General features: G+C 62.4%; 17 protein-coding genes. 8 read left to right on the plus strand and 9 right to left on the minus strand.

Annotated features, from left to right (window positions below):
• The first annotated feature begins 3 nt into the window (after nucleotides 1–3).
• Nucleotides 4–1,044: a zinc-dependent alcohol dehydrogenase family protein gene (locus EOC94_RS25355; RefSeq protein WP_127294184.1), complete on the plus strand. Its 1,041-nt coding sequence runs from the start codon at nucleotides 4–6 to the stop codon at nucleotides 1,042–1,044.
• A 218-nt stretch (nucleotides 1,045–1,262) separates the two neighbouring features.
• Here the strand turns inward: EOC94_RS25355 and EOC94_RS25360 are convergent, their stop codons facing one another.
• Nucleotides 1,263–2,126 (minus strand): DMT family transporter, encoded by an 864-nt coding sequence (locus tag EOC94_RS25360; protein ID WP_127294186.1) that lies wholly within the window; start codon nucleotides 2,124–2,126, stop codon nucleotides 1,263–1,265.
• Nucleotides 2,127–2,231: 105 nt separating this feature from the next.
• On the opposite strand from EOC94_RS25360, the gene EOC94_RS25365 reads away from it, so the two are divergent.
• Complete coding sequence (locus tag EOC94_RS25365) at nucleotides 2,232–3,635, plus strand: PLP-dependent aminotransferase family protein (RefSeq protein WP_127294188.1); 1,404 nt, start codon at nucleotides 2,232–2,234, stop codon at nucleotides 3,633–3,635.
• A 39-nt stretch (nucleotides 3,636–3,674) separates the two neighbouring features.
• Here the strand turns inward: EOC94_RS25365 and EOC94_RS25370 are convergent, their stop codons facing one another.
• The 3 genes from EOC94_RS25370 to EOC94_RS25380 all read right to left on the minus strand — a co-directional run bounded on the left by EOC94_RS25370 (nucleotide 3,675) and on the right by EOC94_RS25380 (nucleotide 6,236).
• Entirely contained in the window at nucleotides 3,675–4,172 is a 498-nt protein-coding gene (locus EOC94_RS25370) for a MaoC family dehydratase (protein WP_095486635.1), read from the minus strand.
• A gap of 243 nt (nucleotides 4,173–4,415) precedes the next feature.
• Complete coding sequence (locus tag EOC94_RS25375; protein ID WP_127294190.1) at nucleotides 4,416–4,844, minus strand: phasin family protein; 429 nt, start codon at nucleotides 4,842–4,844, stop codon at nucleotides 4,416–4,418.
• 96 nt (nucleotides 4,845–4,940) lie between these two features.
• Nucleotides 4,941–6,236, minus strand: a complete 1,296-nt coding sequence (locus tag EOC94_RS25380; protein ID WP_127294192.1) for a DUF445 domain-containing protein — start codon at nucleotides 6,234–6,236, stop codon at nucleotides 4,941–4,943.
• Nucleotides 6,237–6,436: 200 nt separating this feature from the next.
• On the opposite strand from EOC94_RS25380, the gene rirA reads away from it, so the two are divergent.
• Nucleotides 6,437–6,898: an iron-responsive transcriptional regulator RirA gene (gene rirA / locus EOC94_RS25385; protein ID WP_126106178.1), complete on the plus strand. Its 462-nt coding sequence runs from the start codon at nucleotides 6,437–6,439 to the stop codon at nucleotides 6,896–6,898.
• Between the two features lie 156 nt (nucleotides 6,899–7,054).
• Here rirA and EOC94_RS25390 read toward each other — a convergent pair whose 3' ends face one another.
• The 5 genes from EOC94_RS25390 to hemP form a co-directional block, all read right to left on the minus strand.
• Entirely contained in the window at nucleotides 7,055–7,843 is a 789-nt protein-coding gene (locus EOC94_RS25390) for a heme ABC transporter ATP-binding protein (protein ID WP_127294194.1), read from the minus strand.
• A gap of 257 nt (nucleotides 7,844–8,100) precedes the next feature.
• Nucleotides 8,101–9,201, minus strand: coding sequence for an iron ABC transporter permease (locus EOC94_RS25395; protein WP_127294196.1), 1,101 nt, complete (start codon nucleotides 9,199–9,201; stop codon nucleotides 8,101–8,103).
• Nucleotides 9,202–9,212: 11 nt separating this feature from the next.
• Nucleotides 9,213–10,121, minus strand: coding sequence for a hemin ABC transporter substrate-binding protein (locus EOC94_RS25400; protein WP_127294198.1), 909 nt, complete (start codon nucleotides 10,119–10,121; stop codon nucleotides 9,213–9,215).
• Nucleotides 10,122–10,132: 11 nt separating this feature from the next.
• Nucleotides 10,133–11,194, minus strand: coding sequence for a hemin-degrading factor (locus EOC94_RS25405; protein WP_127294200.1), 1,062 nt, complete (start codon nucleotides 11,192–11,194; stop codon nucleotides 10,133–10,135).
• 21 nt (nucleotides 11,195–11,215) lie between these two features.
• A complete protein-coding gene (hemP, locus tag EOC94_RS25410) occupies nucleotides 11,216–11,422 on the minus strand; it encodes a hemin uptake protein HemP (RefSeq protein WP_095486642.1) in 207 nt (68 codons plus the stop codon).
• 300 nt (nucleotides 11,423–11,722) lie between these two features.
• Here hemP and EOC94_RS25415 point away from each other — a divergent pair, with 300 nt between their 5' ends.
• From EOC94_RS25415 to EOC94_RS25435, 5 genes are all read left to right on the plus strand, one after another.
• Nucleotides 11,723–13,882, plus strand: coding sequence for a TonB-dependent hemoglobin/transferrin/lactoferrin family receptor (locus EOC94_RS25415; protein WP_245465646.1), 2,160 nt, complete (start codon nucleotides 11,723–11,725; stop codon nucleotides 13,880–13,882).
• 5 nt (nucleotides 13,883–13,887) lie between these two features.
• Entirely contained in the window at nucleotides 13,888–14,331 is a 444-nt protein-coding gene (locus EOC94_RS25420) for a hypothetical protein (RefSeq protein ID WP_127294204.1), read from the plus strand.
• Between the two features lie 40 nt (nucleotides 14,332–14,371).
• Complete coding sequence (locus tag EOC94_RS25425) at nucleotides 14,372–15,412, plus strand: TonB family protein (RefSeq protein WP_348627337.1); 1,041 nt, start codon at nucleotides 14,372–14,374, stop codon at nucleotides 15,410–15,412.
• Between the two features lie 62 nt (nucleotides 15,413–15,474).
• Nucleotides 15,475–15,789, plus strand: a complete 315-nt coding sequence (locus EOC94_RS25430; protein ID WP_126106172.1) for an antibiotic biosynthesis monooxygenase — start codon at nucleotides 15,475–15,477, stop codon at nucleotides 15,787–15,789.
• 1 nt (nucleotide 15,790) lies between these two features.
• On the plus strand, nucleotides 15,791–16,162 hold the full coding sequence (locus EOC94_RS25435) for a VOC family protein (protein WP_126106171.1): 372 nt from the start codon (nucleotides 15,791–15,793) through the stop codon (nucleotides 16,160–16,162).
• Nucleotides 16,163–16,180: the final 18 nt, after the last annotated feature.

The following is a 16,180-nucleotide window of genomic DNA, read 5'->3' on the forward strand; positions in this document are numbered from 1 at the left end:
CCGATGAAAGCCGTTGTCTTCGAAAAGTTCGGTGAAACGCCGACGATCCAGACTGTTCCCGATCCGGAGCCGGCGTCGGAGGGTGTCGTCATCAAGGTCGAGGCGACCGGTCTTTGCCGCAGCGACTGGCACGGCTGGATGGGCCACGACGACGGCATCAGCCTGCCGCACGTGCCGGGCCACGAGCTTGCCGGCGTCGTGGTGGCGGCCGGTAGCCAAGTGACCCGCTGGAAGGCCGGCGAGCGCGTCACCGTACCGTTCGCCGTCGGCTGCGGCCGCTGTTTCGAGTGCAGCTCCGGCAATCATCAGGTCTGCGAACACCAGTCCCAGCCCGGGTTCACCGCCTGGGGCTCGTTCGCCGAATATGTCGCCATCGACCATGCCGACACCAATCTGGTCCGCTTGCCGGACGAGATGGAATTCGCCACCGCCGCCAGCCTCGGCTGCCGCTTCGTCACCTCGTTCCGCGCCATTGTCGACCAGGGCCGGGTGACGCCCGGCGAATGGGTGGCCGTGCATGGCTGCGGCGGCGTCGGCCTGTCGGCGATCATGATCGCCAGCGCCATGGGCGCCAACGTGATCGCCATCGACCTGACCGACGAGAAGCTGGACTTCGCCAGCAAGATCGGCGCCGTTGCGACCATCAACGCCGCCAAGACGCCGAATGTGGTCAAGGCGGTCAAGCAGATCACCAATGGCGGCGCGCATATGTCTATGGACGCGCTCGGCCATTCGACGACCTCGTTCAACTCGATCGCGAACCTGCGCCGGCGCGGCCGCCATGTGCAGGTCGGCCTGATGCTCGGCGATCACGCCAGGCCACAGATCCCGATGGACAAGGTGATCGCCTTCGAACTCGAAATCCGCGGCAGCCACGGCATGCAGGCCTACCGCTACCAGGCGATGATGGAGATGATCCGCAACGGCAAACTCAAGCCTGAACTGCTGGTCGGCAAGCGGATCAGCCTCGACGAGGCGCCCGCGGCCTTGATGGCGATGGGCACCTTCGAAGGCATCGGCATTGGCGTAGTGGCCAGGTTCTAGCCAAGTCGGCTCTCCCTTCTGCCCTTGTTGTGGGAGAAGGTGGATCGGCGCGCAGCGCCGAGACGGATGAGGGGTGTTGGAAGAAACGCGGCGTGAAATATCGAAAGAATTTTAGGCGTTTACGTCTTCAATGGAGTGACCCGGCCAGCACCCCTCATCCGACCGAGCTTCGCTCGGCCACCTTCTCCCACAAGGGGAGAAGGAAGAAGGGCTGACGCCTATCTCGCATATTTCTTCGCGCCGACCACGCAAAGCACGACGGCGGCAGTGACCGCTATCATGGCAGGACTGACCTGCTCGTGCAGCAGCATTGCCGCCAGCCCGAGGCCGAAGAAAGGCTGGAGGAGTTGCAGTTGCCCGACCGCTGCGATGCCGCCTTGCGCCAGTCCGCGATACCAGAACACAAAACCGATCAGCATGCTGAACAGCGAGACATAGGCCAAGCCAATCCAGGCGGCCTTGCCAACGGTTTCGAGCGACGGTGGCATGGTGATGAGCGTCAGAGCCAGCATGACCGGCAGCGACAACACCAGCGCCCATGAGATCACCTGCCAGCCGCCAAGTTTACGCGACAGCGTGGCTCCTTCCGCATAACCCAGTCCGCACAGGATGATTGCGCCCAGCATCAGCATGTCGCCAAGCGGCGAGGCCGAGACGCCTTGCGTCGCCGCAAAACCGGCAACAAGGGCGCTGCCAAGGCACGAAAACAGCCAAAAAGCCGGTTTGGGGCGATCGCCGCCGCGGATGACGCCGAAGATCGCGGTCGCCAGCGGCAACAGGCCGACGAAGATGATGGAATGGGCCGAGGTGATGTGCTTGAGGGCCAACGCGGTCAGCAAGGGAAAGCCGACCACGACGCCGAGTGCCACGATGGCCAGCGACAACAGATCCTGCCGCTCCGGACGCTTCTGGCGAAAAATGAGCAGAAGCGCGAGGCCGAGTATGCCCGCCGTGGCAGCACGGGCGACGGTTAGGAAGGTCGGATCGAAATCCATCACCGCAACACGCGTTGCCGGAAGCGATCCGCTGAAAATCAGCACCCCTACGAATCCGTTTATCCAGCCACCCGCCGCCTTGTCCATCGCACGCTCCTGATGTTCTCGCCTCTATCGGGCCGGACATATGGCGTCACCAGAGACAATGCGGTACAATTTGACAAAACTGTCATGGTAGACTGAGCAGTACGGATGGATGAGCAGACGACGGCAAGTGAGGGCAGCGGGACGCTTGTCGAAAGCGTCATGGCGACGATCAGGCAGAGGATCGCCGCGCGCAGCCTGACACCGGGAACACGATTGCCTTCGATCCGGGCTTTCGCGAAAACCATGCAGGTTTCCAAATCCACCGTGGTCGAAGCCTATGAGCGTCTTGCGGCGGAAGGCATCATCCGCTCGCGTCCAGGTTCGGGTTTCTATGCCGCCGGACCGCTGGCTCCCTTGTCGCTGGCCGAGATCGGCCCCAGGCTTGACCGTGCCGTCGATCCGCTCTGGGTTTCGCGCCAGTCGCTGGAAGCCGGCGACGGTGTGCTCAAACCCGGCTGCGGCTGGCTGCCTGCATCGTGGATGCCGGAGGCTGGATTGCGCCGGGCATTGCGGACATTGGCACGAGGTGATGATGTCACGCTGACGGATTACGGCACGCCTCTCGGGCTGCCGCCGCTGCGTCATCTGCTCGCACGGCGCATGGCAGGGCACGGCATCGAGGCGTCTCCCGACCAGATCATGCTGACGGAATCGGGCACCCAGGCGATCGACCTGCTGTGCCGGTTCCTGCTCGAGCCGGGCGACACGGTGCTGGTGGACGACCCCTGCTATTTCAACTTCCATGCCCTGTTGCGCGCTCACCGGGCCAAGGTGGTCGGCGTTCCCTATACGCCGTCGGGACCGGATATCGAGCTGTTCGCGCAGGCGCTGACGGAGCACCAGCCGCGTCTCTACATCACCAATTCCGCGCTTCACAATCCGACGGGTGCAATTCTGTCGCCGGTCGTCGCCCATCGATTGCTCAAGCTCGCCGACCAATCGGATCTGACGATCATCGAAGACGATATCTTTGCCGACTTCGAACACACGCCCGCGCCCAGACTGGCGGCGTTCGACGGGCTTGGTCGCGTCGTCCATATCGGCAGCTTCTCAAAAACGCTTTCGGCGTCGGTGCGCTGCGGCTTCATCGCGGCTCCACGCGACTGGATGGATGGGTTGACCGACCTCAAGATCGCCACGTCCTTTGGCAGCGGCAGGCTTGCCTCCGAACTGGTGCTAACGCTGCTGAAGGACGGTCTCTATCGCAAGCACGTGGATTTGTTGCGCACGCGGCTTTCACGCGCCATGGCTGAGACAAGCACGCGGCTGAAGGCGATCGGCATCACGCCGTGGATCGACCAGCCGGCCGGCATGTTCTTGTGGTGCAGCCTACCGGAAGGCGTGGATGCAGCTGAAATGGCCCGCCGCGCCTTGTCGGCCAATATCGTGCTGGCGCCCGGCAATGCGTTCAGCCTGTCTCAAACTGCCAGCCGTTTCCTGCGCTTCAACGTCGCGCAGTCGGCAGACGAGAGAATTTTCAGGACACTCGAGGAGGCGATGTCGCGTTGATTTTCGCTATCACGGAAATGCAGGCCTTGGCGCTTCGCCTCAGGCCCTGCCCCGCTTGCGCCGCTCGTAAAGCATGACGAGCGTTTCGGCCGTCAGCGCCGGCTTCTGCTCACCTTCGATCTCGACGATGTTGGCGGCCTTCATCAGATACTGGCCGGGGCCCTTGTCCTCCACGGACAAAAGCGTGATGCGCAGTCTGATGCGCGCGCCGGCCCTGACCGGCGCCAGGAACCGCACCTTGTCGAAGCCATAGTTGAAGGCGGCTTGCGTGTTTTCGGGCACGATGCCCATGTCCAGCGCCAGCGCGCCGATGATCGACAGCGTCAGATAGCCGTGCGCGATGGTGGTGCGGAACGGGCTTTGCCGCTTCGCCCGCTCTGGATCGACATGGATCCATTGGCGGTCGCCCGTGCATTCGGCGAACTGGTCGATGCGGCTCTGGTCGACCGTCGTCCAGTCCGACACACCGAGCTCCTGCCCGGTCATCATCCTGAGCTGCTCGTAGGTCGGCGGCGTCCTCGGCCGTGTTTGCGTCATTCCTGCTTTCCCGATCGCTTGTCCTGCCTCCCGACCACGAACCGGCCGCCTCTGTCAATTCGCTCCGCGCGTTCCGCTGCGGTATCCTCGGTCGGATCGCTCGATGCCTGTGTCCAGCGCCGCAAAACAGGCTATCCGGGCCAAGAGAAACTTTGTGCCTCGCCGAGGCCGAGAATCAACAATACGACTTTCAGGAGCCGGATAGGCGGGAGAAAAGTCCGTCTGCTTTGGCTTGGGAATAGCCTACTTCTTGTCGTAGCCGGTGCGGATTTCCTCCATCGCCTCCTTGATGCGGTCGCGCAGGATCTCGACCGATTCGGTGCCGGATTTCCTTGCCAGTTCGGCCACTTCGCCGGCATTCTTCAATGCGGTCTCGAAGGATTTCCTGGCGAACGCCGCTTGCTTGGCCATCAACTCCCGAGGATCGCCCGGCGCTCTGTAGCTCTGCGCCATGTCGGCGATTTCGTGCAGCGTGTCCTGCAGCATCTCGCGTTGTCGGGAGAATAGCGACGACGCGCCGGCGGCACTTGCCCTGGCTGATTTTTCCAGTGCCTCGAGGTTCTTGCGATGATGGTTGAGGATCGCCTCGACGTCTACGTTCGGCAGCTTCAGGTCGCGGCCGAACCCGCCGAACATGTCCATGAAAGAGCCGGGATCCGGTTGCTTTGCCATGGTGGTTTCTCCCCTCTTGTTGCGAATGCAGCGCCTGAGGAGAAGAATAGGGCACTGGCGCTTCGCGGTCCATTCGAAGGCGCAACACATCGCGGTTCAGCCGACGAGGAACAGCCGTTCCACCGTATAAAGCGCGACGCCGGCAAGGCCGCCGATGACCATGCCGTTGAAGCGGATATATTGCAGGTCCCTGCCGATGTTCATCTCGATCAGCCTGGTGAGTTGGGCAAGGTCCCAGCGCTTGACCTGATCGGCGATGAATTTCGAGACGCCGCTCTTCTGGCTTTCGACGAAGGAAGACAGCGCCACGACGAACCCCTGGTTCATGTCGGCTCTGATCTGCGCGTCGCCGGCAAGATGGCGGCCGACTTCGACGAACATATTGGCGAGATGGGCGCGAATCATCGAATTCGACGCCTTGGCGTCCTGCTCGATGAACAGGCTGAGGCTTTCCCACATGTCGCCGGCCAGCGCCTTCAGTTCCGGCCTGGCGAGGAAATCGCGCTTCAGTTTCTCGGCGCGCTTGGCGTATTGCTTGGATGTCCTTAGCCGCTCGACGAAGGTCAGGACAAAACGGTCGAATTCGGCGCGCATCGGGTGTTCGGGATCGGCCCTCACCTCGTCGAGCAGCGAACCGGCGGAGGCGACGATCTTCTTCAGCAGATAGGCGTCGGCGCGAAACAGGTTGAACAGCGACGGCAGTTCCTCGCGGATCTTCTCGCGCATGCTCGCCAGCGCCTGCTCGTCGCTCAAAAAGCGGCCGACGACCTTGGTGAATTCGTCGAACAGCCTTTGGTGGCGGCGGTCGTCGGTCAGGGCCGACAGCAACTCGGCGGCGAGCGGCGCCAGCGGCACCTTTTCGATCTGCTCCAGCATGCGGCTGGTGACGAAGCCGCGCAGGCCCGATTGCTTGACGGCCGCCAGCGTCTGCGGCACCAGCCGGCCGACGAAATGCGATAGATCGGCGGCGCGGTTGGGGTCGGCCAGCCAGTCGGCGACGAGCGCGGAAAAGTCGACCTCGGCAAGCTTTTCGCGCACCGGCTCCGGCGCCAGGAAATTGACCTCTATGAAGCGGCCGAGATTGTCGGCGATGCGGTTCTGGTTCTCCGGAATGATGGCGGTGTGCGGGATCGGCAGGCCGAGCGGCCTTCTGAACAGCGCCACCACCGCATACCAGTCGGCCAGCCCGCCGATCGTCGCCGCCTCCGCGAAAGCGGCGACGAACCCCAGCCACGCATGACGGCCCTCGAACGATTTGGCCACGACAAAGACGAGGACGCAGAGTGCGAGCGCTGCGGCGGCGACGAACTTGGTGCGCCGAAGCGCCGAAAGCTTGGCGTCCGCGTCGGCATCGAACCGGGCGGATGCCAAAGTCGGTGCTGATTGTGACATGGATGAACTGCTCCTGGTCGATCTCGCGGACTTAATTTAGTAATCCGCCCGCCCGAATGCGCGCCAGATCAATCGGGGTCATGTTTTGCAGACCTGCACACAAACTTGACAAAAAAATTCACCTATTACGCGATGCTTGTCTGGAATTATTCCAAGGTATAGGCCATATTAGGCCTGAGCTAATGCTTCGTGAGGACAAAATGCGGCTGACACGCCAGACCAACTACGCCATGCGCATCCTGATGTATTGCGCCGCGAATACCGATCGGCTGAGCCGCATCCCAGAGATCGCGGCCGCCTACTCGGTGTCCGAGCTTTTTCTCTTCAAGATCCTGCAGCCCTTGGTCGAGCATGGTCTGGTCGAAACGGTGCGCGGCAGGAACGGCGGCGTCAGGCTCGGCCGCGCAGCCGAATCCATCACCCTGTTCGACGTCGTGCGCGTGACCGAAGAGAGCTTCGCCATGGCCGAATGCTTCGAGAACGATGCCGCCGAATGTCCGCTGGTCGACAGTTGCGCGCTGAATTCGGCGCTGCGCGAGGCGCTCAACGCCTTCTTCGCCGTGCTTGAGCGCTACACGATCGCCGACATGGTGGCGGCGCGTCCGAATGTGCGACACCTGCTCGGCATCGACATGCTGGTGCAAAGGGCGCCGGCCGCCTGATCCTGGTCGCATCGCGGTTTGGCTAGGTCTGTTGAGATTCAGGTCAGGCCGAGCCGAAAATGGTGGGTTCCGAGAACCGGAACGGAGCGTACGTTTGGGTACGTGAGTACCGGAAGTGCAGGAAATCGCCATTTGCAGGCCGGCATCACCTGAATATCAACAGACCGACTGCGGCAATACGAACGGCATGTCTCCGGCCGGCAGCACGCCTACCCTCAGCCGGCAATCGAACACTTTTTCGATCAGATCGTCGCTCAGCACGTCCTGCGGTGAGCCGGTGGCGGCTAGCCTGCCGCGATGCATGACGAAAATCCGGTCGGCATACATGGCCGTCAGATTGAGGTCGTGCAGGATGGCGACCACGCCGCCGCCCCGTCTGGCGAAGTCGCGGGCGATGTTCATGATGATCAATTGGTGCTTGATATCGAGGCTGGAAACCGGCTCGTCGAGGAAGAGATAGCGCGGTTTGCCGTCGAGGACCGGCGCCCAGACCTGGCAGAGCACGCGGGCCAACTGCACGCGCTGCTGCTCGCCGCCCGAAAGCTCCTGGTAGAAACGGCCGGCAAAGCCGTCGAGGTCGACCCGCGCCAGCGCCCGTTCGGGCAGGCGCTCGTCCTCACCGGGAAGCGCGCCCGAGCGCCCGCCGAGCAGGCCGAGCCTGACGATCTCGCGCACAGTGAAGGGAAAGGACAACGTCGTCGCCTGCGGCAGGACGGCGCGCATCGTCGCGGCCTCGACCGGTTTCATCACCGACAGGTCGCGGCCGTTGATGGTGACCTCTCCCGAATAGGCAAGATCGCCGGACAGCGCCCTCAGGAAGGTCGTCTTGCCCGAACCATTGGGGCCGACGATGGCCGCGATTTCGCCGGGCCGCATGTCGAAATCGACATTGGCGACGATACGCTTGCCGCCGATCGCCACCGAGACATCCCGCGCTTCGATCATAAAAACCCCTCGCACAGACCGTTTCGAAATTCGCTCTGGCGAGTCATATGGTGGTGGTTTCGAGAACCGGAGCGCAGCGGACATTAGAGCGCCGCGCGTCCATTGGACGCGCAAAGGACGCTCTAACATTTTGGTTGGCGCATGATCCTTTCCGGAAACCGATTTCGGTTTCCGGGGTCATGCGCTGGGTCCGTGAGCACCGGAAGCGCAGAAAACGCCATCAGATGGCCGCCAGAGTAGAGTTTCCAAATGGTCTCTCACAGGTCGATGACCCCGCGCTTGCGCAGCAGGATCCAGAGGAAGAACGGAGCGCCCGCGATCGCGGTGACGATGCCGATCGGCAGCTCGGCCGGCGCCACGATGGTGCGCGCGACAGCATCGGCCAGAAGCAGCAGGCAAGCGCCAAGCAGGGCCGACGCCGGCAGCAGATAACGATTGTCCGGGCCGATAGCCAAGCGCAGCAGATGCGGCACGACGATGCCGACAAAGCCGATGCCGCCGCTGACCGCGACCGATGCCCCGACCGCCGCCGAAACGCCGATGATTGCAGTGTATTTCAGCCGCTGCACCGGGATGCCGAGATGGCCGGCGGTGGCTTCGCCCAGCGCCAGCGCGTTGAGGCCGCGCGCCAGGAACGGCATCGCCGCCAACGCCAGCACGATGATCGGCCCGACGGAACCGATTTTTTGCCAGGTCGCGCCGGCAAGCGAGCCGAGTTGCCAAAAGGTCAGGTCGCGCAACTGCCGGTCGTCGGCCATGAAGATCAGGATGCCGGTCAGCGCCATGGCAAGGGCAGCCAGCGCGATGCCGGCAAGCAGCATGGTGGCAACTGAGGTTTGGCCGTGCCGGGTGGCGACCTGATAGAGCACCAATGTCGTCGCCAGCCCGCCGCAGAACGCCGCCAGCGGCAGAGCGAGTGTGCCCAGCACCGACGTTATCGGCGCCAGCACTGTGGCGCCAAGCACGATGACGGCCACCGCGCCGAGGCTCGACCCAGCCGAAACCCCGATGAGACCGGGATCTGCCAGCGGGTTGCGGAACAGCCCTTGCATGACCGCGCCGGAGACGGCAAGCGCGGCGCCGATCAGCACACCGAGGATGACCCGCGGCAGGCGGATGTCGTAGACGATCAGGCGGTCGCGGGCGCTCAGCGCCTCATTGCCGGGTGCTGCGCCCAACAGCCAGTCGCCGACGACGCTGACGGCGGAGGCATCGGATGCGCCTGATGTCAGCGACAGCAGGACGGCAACGGCAAGTCCCAGGCATAAAAGCAGAATGACGATGCGCGCCCGCCCCGAACGGTCGCCGTCGGATGCTGTCGCCATGGTGCCCGCACCAGCGATCGATTGATCCACCATTGGAAGCCCGCTCAGTCCGCGGCCTGATCGCCATAAAGCGAGGCGGCAAGGTCGTGGATGACGTCGGCCGTGCGCGGCCCGAAGCCCAGCAGATAGCCGCCATCCATGCGGATCACCTTGCGCGCCGCACCCGCCGGCGTCGACAAGATGGCCGGGTTCGCGAACAATTCGTCATCGGATGCGGCGGGACCGGCATTGTTCATTATCAGGATCACGTCCGGCTTGGCGGTGATAACAGCCTCGTCGGACAATTGCTTGTAGCCGGAATAGCCGTCAACCGCGTTGACACCGCCCGAAAGCTTGATGATGCCGTCGGCGGCAGTCTCGCTGCCGGATGCGAGTATCTTGCCACCCTGCATCGACAGCACGAACAGGACGCGCTTGCGTTCCTTGATCGAAGCGGTCTGCTTTTCGGCGGCCTTCAGCTTGGCATCGATCTCGGCTGCCAGCGCATCGGCCTTGGCGTCCACGCCAAGCGCCTTGCCGACGATATGGATCTTTTCGAGAATGCCTTCATGGTCGTAGCGCTCGGGCACCTCGATGAACGGGATGCTCGTTTTCTTCAGCACGTCGACGGCTTGCTTCGGCCCGCTGCCGTGCAGCGCCAGGATGCCTGACGGGTTGACCGATAGGACACCTTCCGGCGACAGCTGGCGCATGTAACCGACGTCAGGCAGCTTGAGCGCCGCCTCGGGATAACGGCTGGTCGAATCGCGGGCGACCAGCCGATCCTGCTCGCCGAGCGCAAAGACGATCTCGGTGATCGAACCGCCGATAGCCGCTATCTTCGACGGGTCGGCGAAGACCTCCGTGCCCTCGGCGGCACGGGCAGGCAGCAATGCGGCAAAGGCCAGGGCAAGGCCGATCGCGACCCCGAGTGTCGTTCTGAAAACACGCGCCCGTTTAAGCAAAGGAGCCATTGTCGTTGTCCTCAGGCTGCGGTCGGGCTTGGGATGCGCGGCAGGTTCTCTGCCAGGAACCGCCAGTCCTCGCGCTCGCTTTCGCCTTCATGGCGCTTACCGAAGAACTGGATGATCATCTTGCCGTCGGCGCCATAGGCTTCGAGAGACGTGACGTGGCCATCCTTGGTCGGTTTGCGCACGGCCCAGACCTCATGAATGTGGTCGGTCCGCAGATGCAGGTGGAAGGTCTCGTCCAGCACGTTGATCCACGGTCCCATCGGCTTGATCGACATGATCGGGCCCGAATGGATCTGGATGCAGCCGCGATTGCCGACAAAGCACATGATCGGCATCTCGCCCGCGGCGGCATGATGGAACATCGCGCTGACGGCATCGTTGTCGAGCAGCCAGGCGTAATCCTGGCCGACCATGCGCATCGCCTGGCGGCGATCGAGCTTCAGCGTCTTCAGCATGCCGAAGAACTGATGCACATCGGTCAACCGGCTCCAGCGGTCGCGCAGATCGTCGACATCAGCGGAAGCGTCGGAAGTCTCGGCCTCGTTTTCAAGCCCGGCTTCTGAAATCGCAACGGTCGACTCCTGGTTTGGCGATTCGAGCTCGGCCACTAGCTTCTGATAGGCATAGAGGTTGGACGCGGGCCGCAGATGCACCTTGTGCACCGCCTCGCCCGCCGCATCGAAGAACTGCAGGCTGCGCCTGATATCGCCGCCGTCGCGCTTTTCGACGGCAAAGCCGTGCGTCCAGACTTTCGGGAAGATGCGCAGATCGATGTTCTCGCCAAGCACCATGGCATTGTGGTTGCCGGTGACGACTTTGTCGTAGACGCCGATCTTCTCGTGAACAGCGCTTTCGTTACGCGTCAGCGCCATGACCTCGCCGACGGCCTCGAGGCCGGTCAGAAGATCGTTGACGCGCGGCTCGACGCGGACGACGCCGTCGCCGCAATGCGCGGCGACCAGCTCGGCCTCCGAAATGCCGAGTTGGGCGGCGAGATCGCGCTCGCGCGTCTTCGGATTGTCTGCCCGCGCCCGCCGGATCTCGTGCGGAGCGGGTTTTACGCGCTGGTCCATCTCTTAGAGACCTACTCTTGCCTACTTGTTGAGGATGAGCTTGCCCTGACGGGTGATCTTCAGCCGGTAGAGCGCTCCGTGATGCTCGATGCCGATCTCGTGCTCGCCTTGGAACAGCGTGTTGCTGGACAGGGTTCTCACGGTCAACGGAACCCGGTCGAAACGAGCCGAATTGTCGTCGGAACGGCGGACGCGATAGCGAAAGTCACTGGGATTGTGCGTGTTCATCTGGTTCGATCCCTTTCCTGTGCCGGGCGTCTGGCTAGGCGTTGCGTAGATGCCGATTCATTTCTTGACTTGAATAATCATGTTTATTAGTCAGTGCAATACCGGACTAAGTGAGTCAAGATTTAAGACGCCGGACACGACGAAAAATGCCAGCAAGCTTCAAGCCAGCCAGCAGCGAACCAGGTATTTTGGAGTTGGGGCATGGGGTTGGCGAATTGGGGACGGCTGGGTCTGGCGAATAGCAGCCCAGGTCCGGCGCATCAAGGTCCGGCGCATCGATCGATGGCAAAGGGCCGGTCTATGGCAACGGGAATCGCCGCACTGCTGGCGGGTGCTGCGGCGATTGCTCTGCTCACGCCGTCAGCCAACGCTCAACAGGCCGCCCAACCGGCAACAGACCAGCAGCAGCCCGAACAAGCGCAGACGCCTGAAGAGGCTGCGCTGGCCCCGGCAGGCGCAACGCTGCTCGACCAGATCCTGGTCATCAGCCGCACCGGCGAGACGGCGATCGATTCCCTGGCTTCGGTCAGTCATGTCGATCAGGAGCAATTGGAACGCCGCATGGCGACGACGCCAAACGAAATGCTGTTTGGTGTGCCTGGTGTAGCGGTCCAGGCGGATGCAAGGCGCGTCAGTTCCAGCATCAATATCCGTGGTTTACAGGATTTCGGCCGCGTCGCGGTGATCGTCGACGGTGCGCGGCAGAATTTCCAGCGCTCCGATCATGGCACGCAATCGACCTTCTACATCGACCCGGAGCTCATCAAATCCGTCGATGTGATCCGCGGCCCCGTCGCCAACACCTACGGCTCGGGCGCCATTGGTGGCGTCGTCTTGTTCGAAACCAAGGACGCGGACGACTATCTTCGCGGCGGCGAGACATGGGCGGCGTCTGCGACCGGACGCTACGAGAGCAATGGCGAAGGCTGGACGACCAGCGCCGCCGGTGCTTACCGTTTCAATGAAAACTGGGATGTCCTCGGCAACATCGTCTATCGCGACTATGACGACTACAAGGATGGCGGCGGCGATACGGTGAACGGCACCGGCTTCGATGTCTTGAGCGGCCTGCTCAAGACGACCATCCGCCCCACTGAAAACAGCGAACTGAAGCTGGGCTGGAATGGCACGAGCGACGGGTGGAACGAGGTCAGCGGCGGCACGGCGGTGAATGATGTCGACCTGAAAGCGAACACCTTCTCGGGCCGCTACAACATCACCGACGAAGACAAGAGCTGGCTCGATCTCCACATCAACGCCTCCTACAACAAGACCGACATGGAAATGACAAGCCTTGTCCCGCAAAACCGGTTTGATCCAGTCACCGGTCTTCCCATCGTCTTGCCGGCGGGTTCGATGTCGACCTTCGATATCGGCACTTCGGGCATCGACATCTGGAACACCTCGCGGTTCGAGACCGCCGGCATTGCGCACGAGCTGACCTACGGTGGCGACTGGGTTGGCGACGACGTCGAGACGGGTGGTGCCGCAGGCGGCGCCAGTTTCTATACCCCTTCGGGAAAGCGAAACGTTTCCGGCGCTTACGTCCAGGACAAGCTCACATGGGACTGGCTCGAAGTCATCGCCGGGCTGCGTTACGACAGCTACAAGCTCGAAAGCGATGTCGGCGAAACCTCCGGCGACCGGCTGTCGCCGCGCATCACCGTCGGCGTCTCGCCATTCGAAACCGCCAGTCTTTCGGGACTGCAATTTTACGGCACCTATGCGGAGGGATATCGCTCCCCGTCGCTGTCGGAAACCCTCATCAGTGGCAATCATCCGGCAGGCGTCAGCTTTCCGTTTCTCCCCAATCCCGATCTGAAGCCTGAAACCGGCAAGACCGTCGAATTCGGCGTCAACTACAAGCAGGACGACATCCTCGAAGCCGGCGACGCGTTTCGTTTCAAGGCGGCCTACTTCAACAACGACGTCGACGACTACATCGACGGTGTAACGCTATCGGCATTCGACCCAACCAGCGGCTGCCCATTCGGCCCCGGCATCCCGATCTGCTTCCAGTACCAGAACTTCGCAAAAGCCAAGATCCGCGGCTTTGAAATGGAAGCTGTCTATGACGCCAGCTGGGGTTTCGCCGGGCTGTCGGCCTCGATCATCGATGGCCACACCATCTCCTATGAAGGCGAGCGGGCAGACCTCGTCACCGTCCCGTCGTCCCAGGTCACCGCCCAACTCGGCTTCCGCTTTCTGGAGGACAAGCTGACCGTCGGCGGCGAGGTGCAGTACAATGGCAAGCCAAAGGGCAACGCAGTGGCCAAGGACTACACGCTGGTCAATGCCTTCGCCGGCTATCAGGCGACCGACAATTTCAAAGTCGACTTCCGCGCCGACAATTTGTTCGACGTGAAATACACCAATCCGTTGAATGCATCGGCCACGAGTGTAATTTACGAGCCCGGCGTCACGCTGAAGCTGGCGGCGACAATGCGATTTGGAGGCTGACGACAATGGCAAGCTTGACGGCATCGCTTCGCCTGCTGACCTCGGTGCTGGCAATGCCGCTTGTGATGGGTCCGGCGTGGGCGCAAGAGTCCGCGCCGGCCCCTGGTCTCACGCTTGAACTCAACGGCGCACAACCCTCCGAAAAGGGCTGCCGTTTGACGTTCGTGGTCAACAACACTCTCGGCGCCGATCTCTCGAAAGCGGCGTTCGAGATCGCGCTGTTCAACGAGGCCGGCGTCGTCGACCGGCTGACCGTGCTCGATTTCAAGGACCTGCCGGCGGGCAAGACCAAGGTGACGCGTTTCGATCTTGCCGGCGCCGACTGCGCCAAGGTCAGCCGCGTGCTGATCAACAGCGCGACCGAATGCGCCGGAACCGGCATCGAGCCGGATGCTTGCATGCGCAGGCTGAAGACCGAGACCAAGACCGGCATCGTCTTCGGGGTCTGAGAAGACAGTGGGGCTGGAGCCCGCACTCGGACAGAACATCGTGGCATGGCCGCTGGCCGGACCGTTGCCGCCGAGGGCAAATGATCTTGATTTGACAAGCGGGCCGCTGCAGTTTCCGTTCCGCGACATGCAGGAAATCAGTCCCCTCCCTAACGTCGGCGGCGAGCTGGCCATAGCACCGGCCGAGCCCCAGGCGACGCCATTTGCCCGGAACCGCAAGTGGGTGCTGGCGATTGTCACTTCCTGCCTTCTCCACGCCGCGGTGGCGGCGGTTTTCCTGTTATCGCCGGCCGGGACATTTGACTTCCAGGATGCCACTCAGTCGGAAGGCAGCGATCAGTCGGGCGCCAACGTGGTTGGCAGCGCACTGGATCGGGAAGCGCAGGCAATGAAGGTCACATTGGTGCCGAACCCGCAGCCGACCAAACCAGCGGCGGCAAAGAAACCGGTGCCGCCAACAATGCCTCCTCAGCCCGCCAAAGAAGCGACGAAGCCGCCCCTTGAACCTTCCCCGGAAGCTGTCAAACAGTCGGCGGCCCTGCCAGACATATTGGCGTCCGGGGTCTCCGATGACCAGAGCGCGGCCCCAAAGAGCCCAGTACAACCAACTGTTCAGACAGAAAGCACCAAAGCGCCTGCTGTGTTTGCCGGGCAGCCGCCGATCCCCAGCGCCAGACCAAGCCCACCAATGCCTCCTTCAAGGACAAGCGAAGCAGATGAGAAGCGCGGCACGGCAGATGGCCGGGACCGCTCTGCTCGGGCGGCGAGTAAGGGCAAGAGACAAAATGAAGCAGGTATTGCGGCGGAATCCAGCTACCGCAGCGACGTCATAAGAAAGCTCAGCCGTGTCAATCGCAGCGTCCCGCCGTCGGTGCAAGCAACCGCCCGCAACAATGCAATTGTCACATTCGTCATTGGCAGCCGTGGCGGCATCAATGAGCTGCGCATCCTAGAGAGTTCTGGTTCGGAAGATTTCGATCAGGTCGTGCTCGGTATCGTGAGGAAGGCAGCCCCCTTTCCTCCCATCCCGACAAAGGTCGGCAACAATCTGGTGTTTACAGGTGCGATCGGTCCGTTTTGAGAATCTTCACCTCGTCGTTTCCATCTACGGTCACAGTTCACCAATCCCGAAAGGACAGCCAAATGTACATCGCCATGAACCGCTTCAAAGTCCAGAACGGCTCTGAGGACGCCTTCGAGGACGTCTGGAAGAACCGTGATTCGAGCCTTTCGGAGATGAAAGGTTTCAAGGAATTTCATCTGCTGCGCGGTCCGGTCAACGAGGCCGAAGGCTATACGCTGTTCGCCTCGCACACGGTATGGGCGAGCCATGAGGATTTCGTCGCCTGGACCAAATCCGAGAATTTCCGCGCGGCGCACCGCAATACCGGCACCACCAAGGTGCACTATCTCGGCCATCCGCAGTTCGAAGGCTTTTCGGTCGTCGAGGGCGCGTGACATGGCCTTGCCCGCAGCCGACCCGGCGCGCAGCATTCCCGTGCTGCCCTCGCCCGACATCAAGGCGACGCGCGATTTCTACCGCGACCAGCTCGGTTTCGGCATCGTCGGGCCCGAGATGGACGACTATCTCATCATGCGCCGCAACGAGATGGAGATTCACTTCTGGAAGAGCGACGACCGCAAGCTGCCGGAAGTGTCGTCCTGCTACATCAGAGGCGGCGAGGTGCCGGCGCTGCATGCCGAATTTTCGGCGCGCGGCGTCGAGAAACTCAGCCCTTTCACCGTTCGCCCGTGGAACATGAAGGAATTCTATGTCTGGGACCCGCATGGCAATCTGCTGAGGTTCGGCTGCGCGCCCGAAGAAGTGTGAAGCTTCCGGGCCTGCCGG

It is taken from the genome of Mesorhizobium sp. M6A.T.Ce.TU.016.01.1.1 (genome assembly GCF_003997065.1).
Lineage (GTDB): Bacteria > Pseudomonadota > Alphaproteobacteria > Rhizobiales > Rhizobiaceae > Mesorhizobium > Mesorhizobium mediterraneum.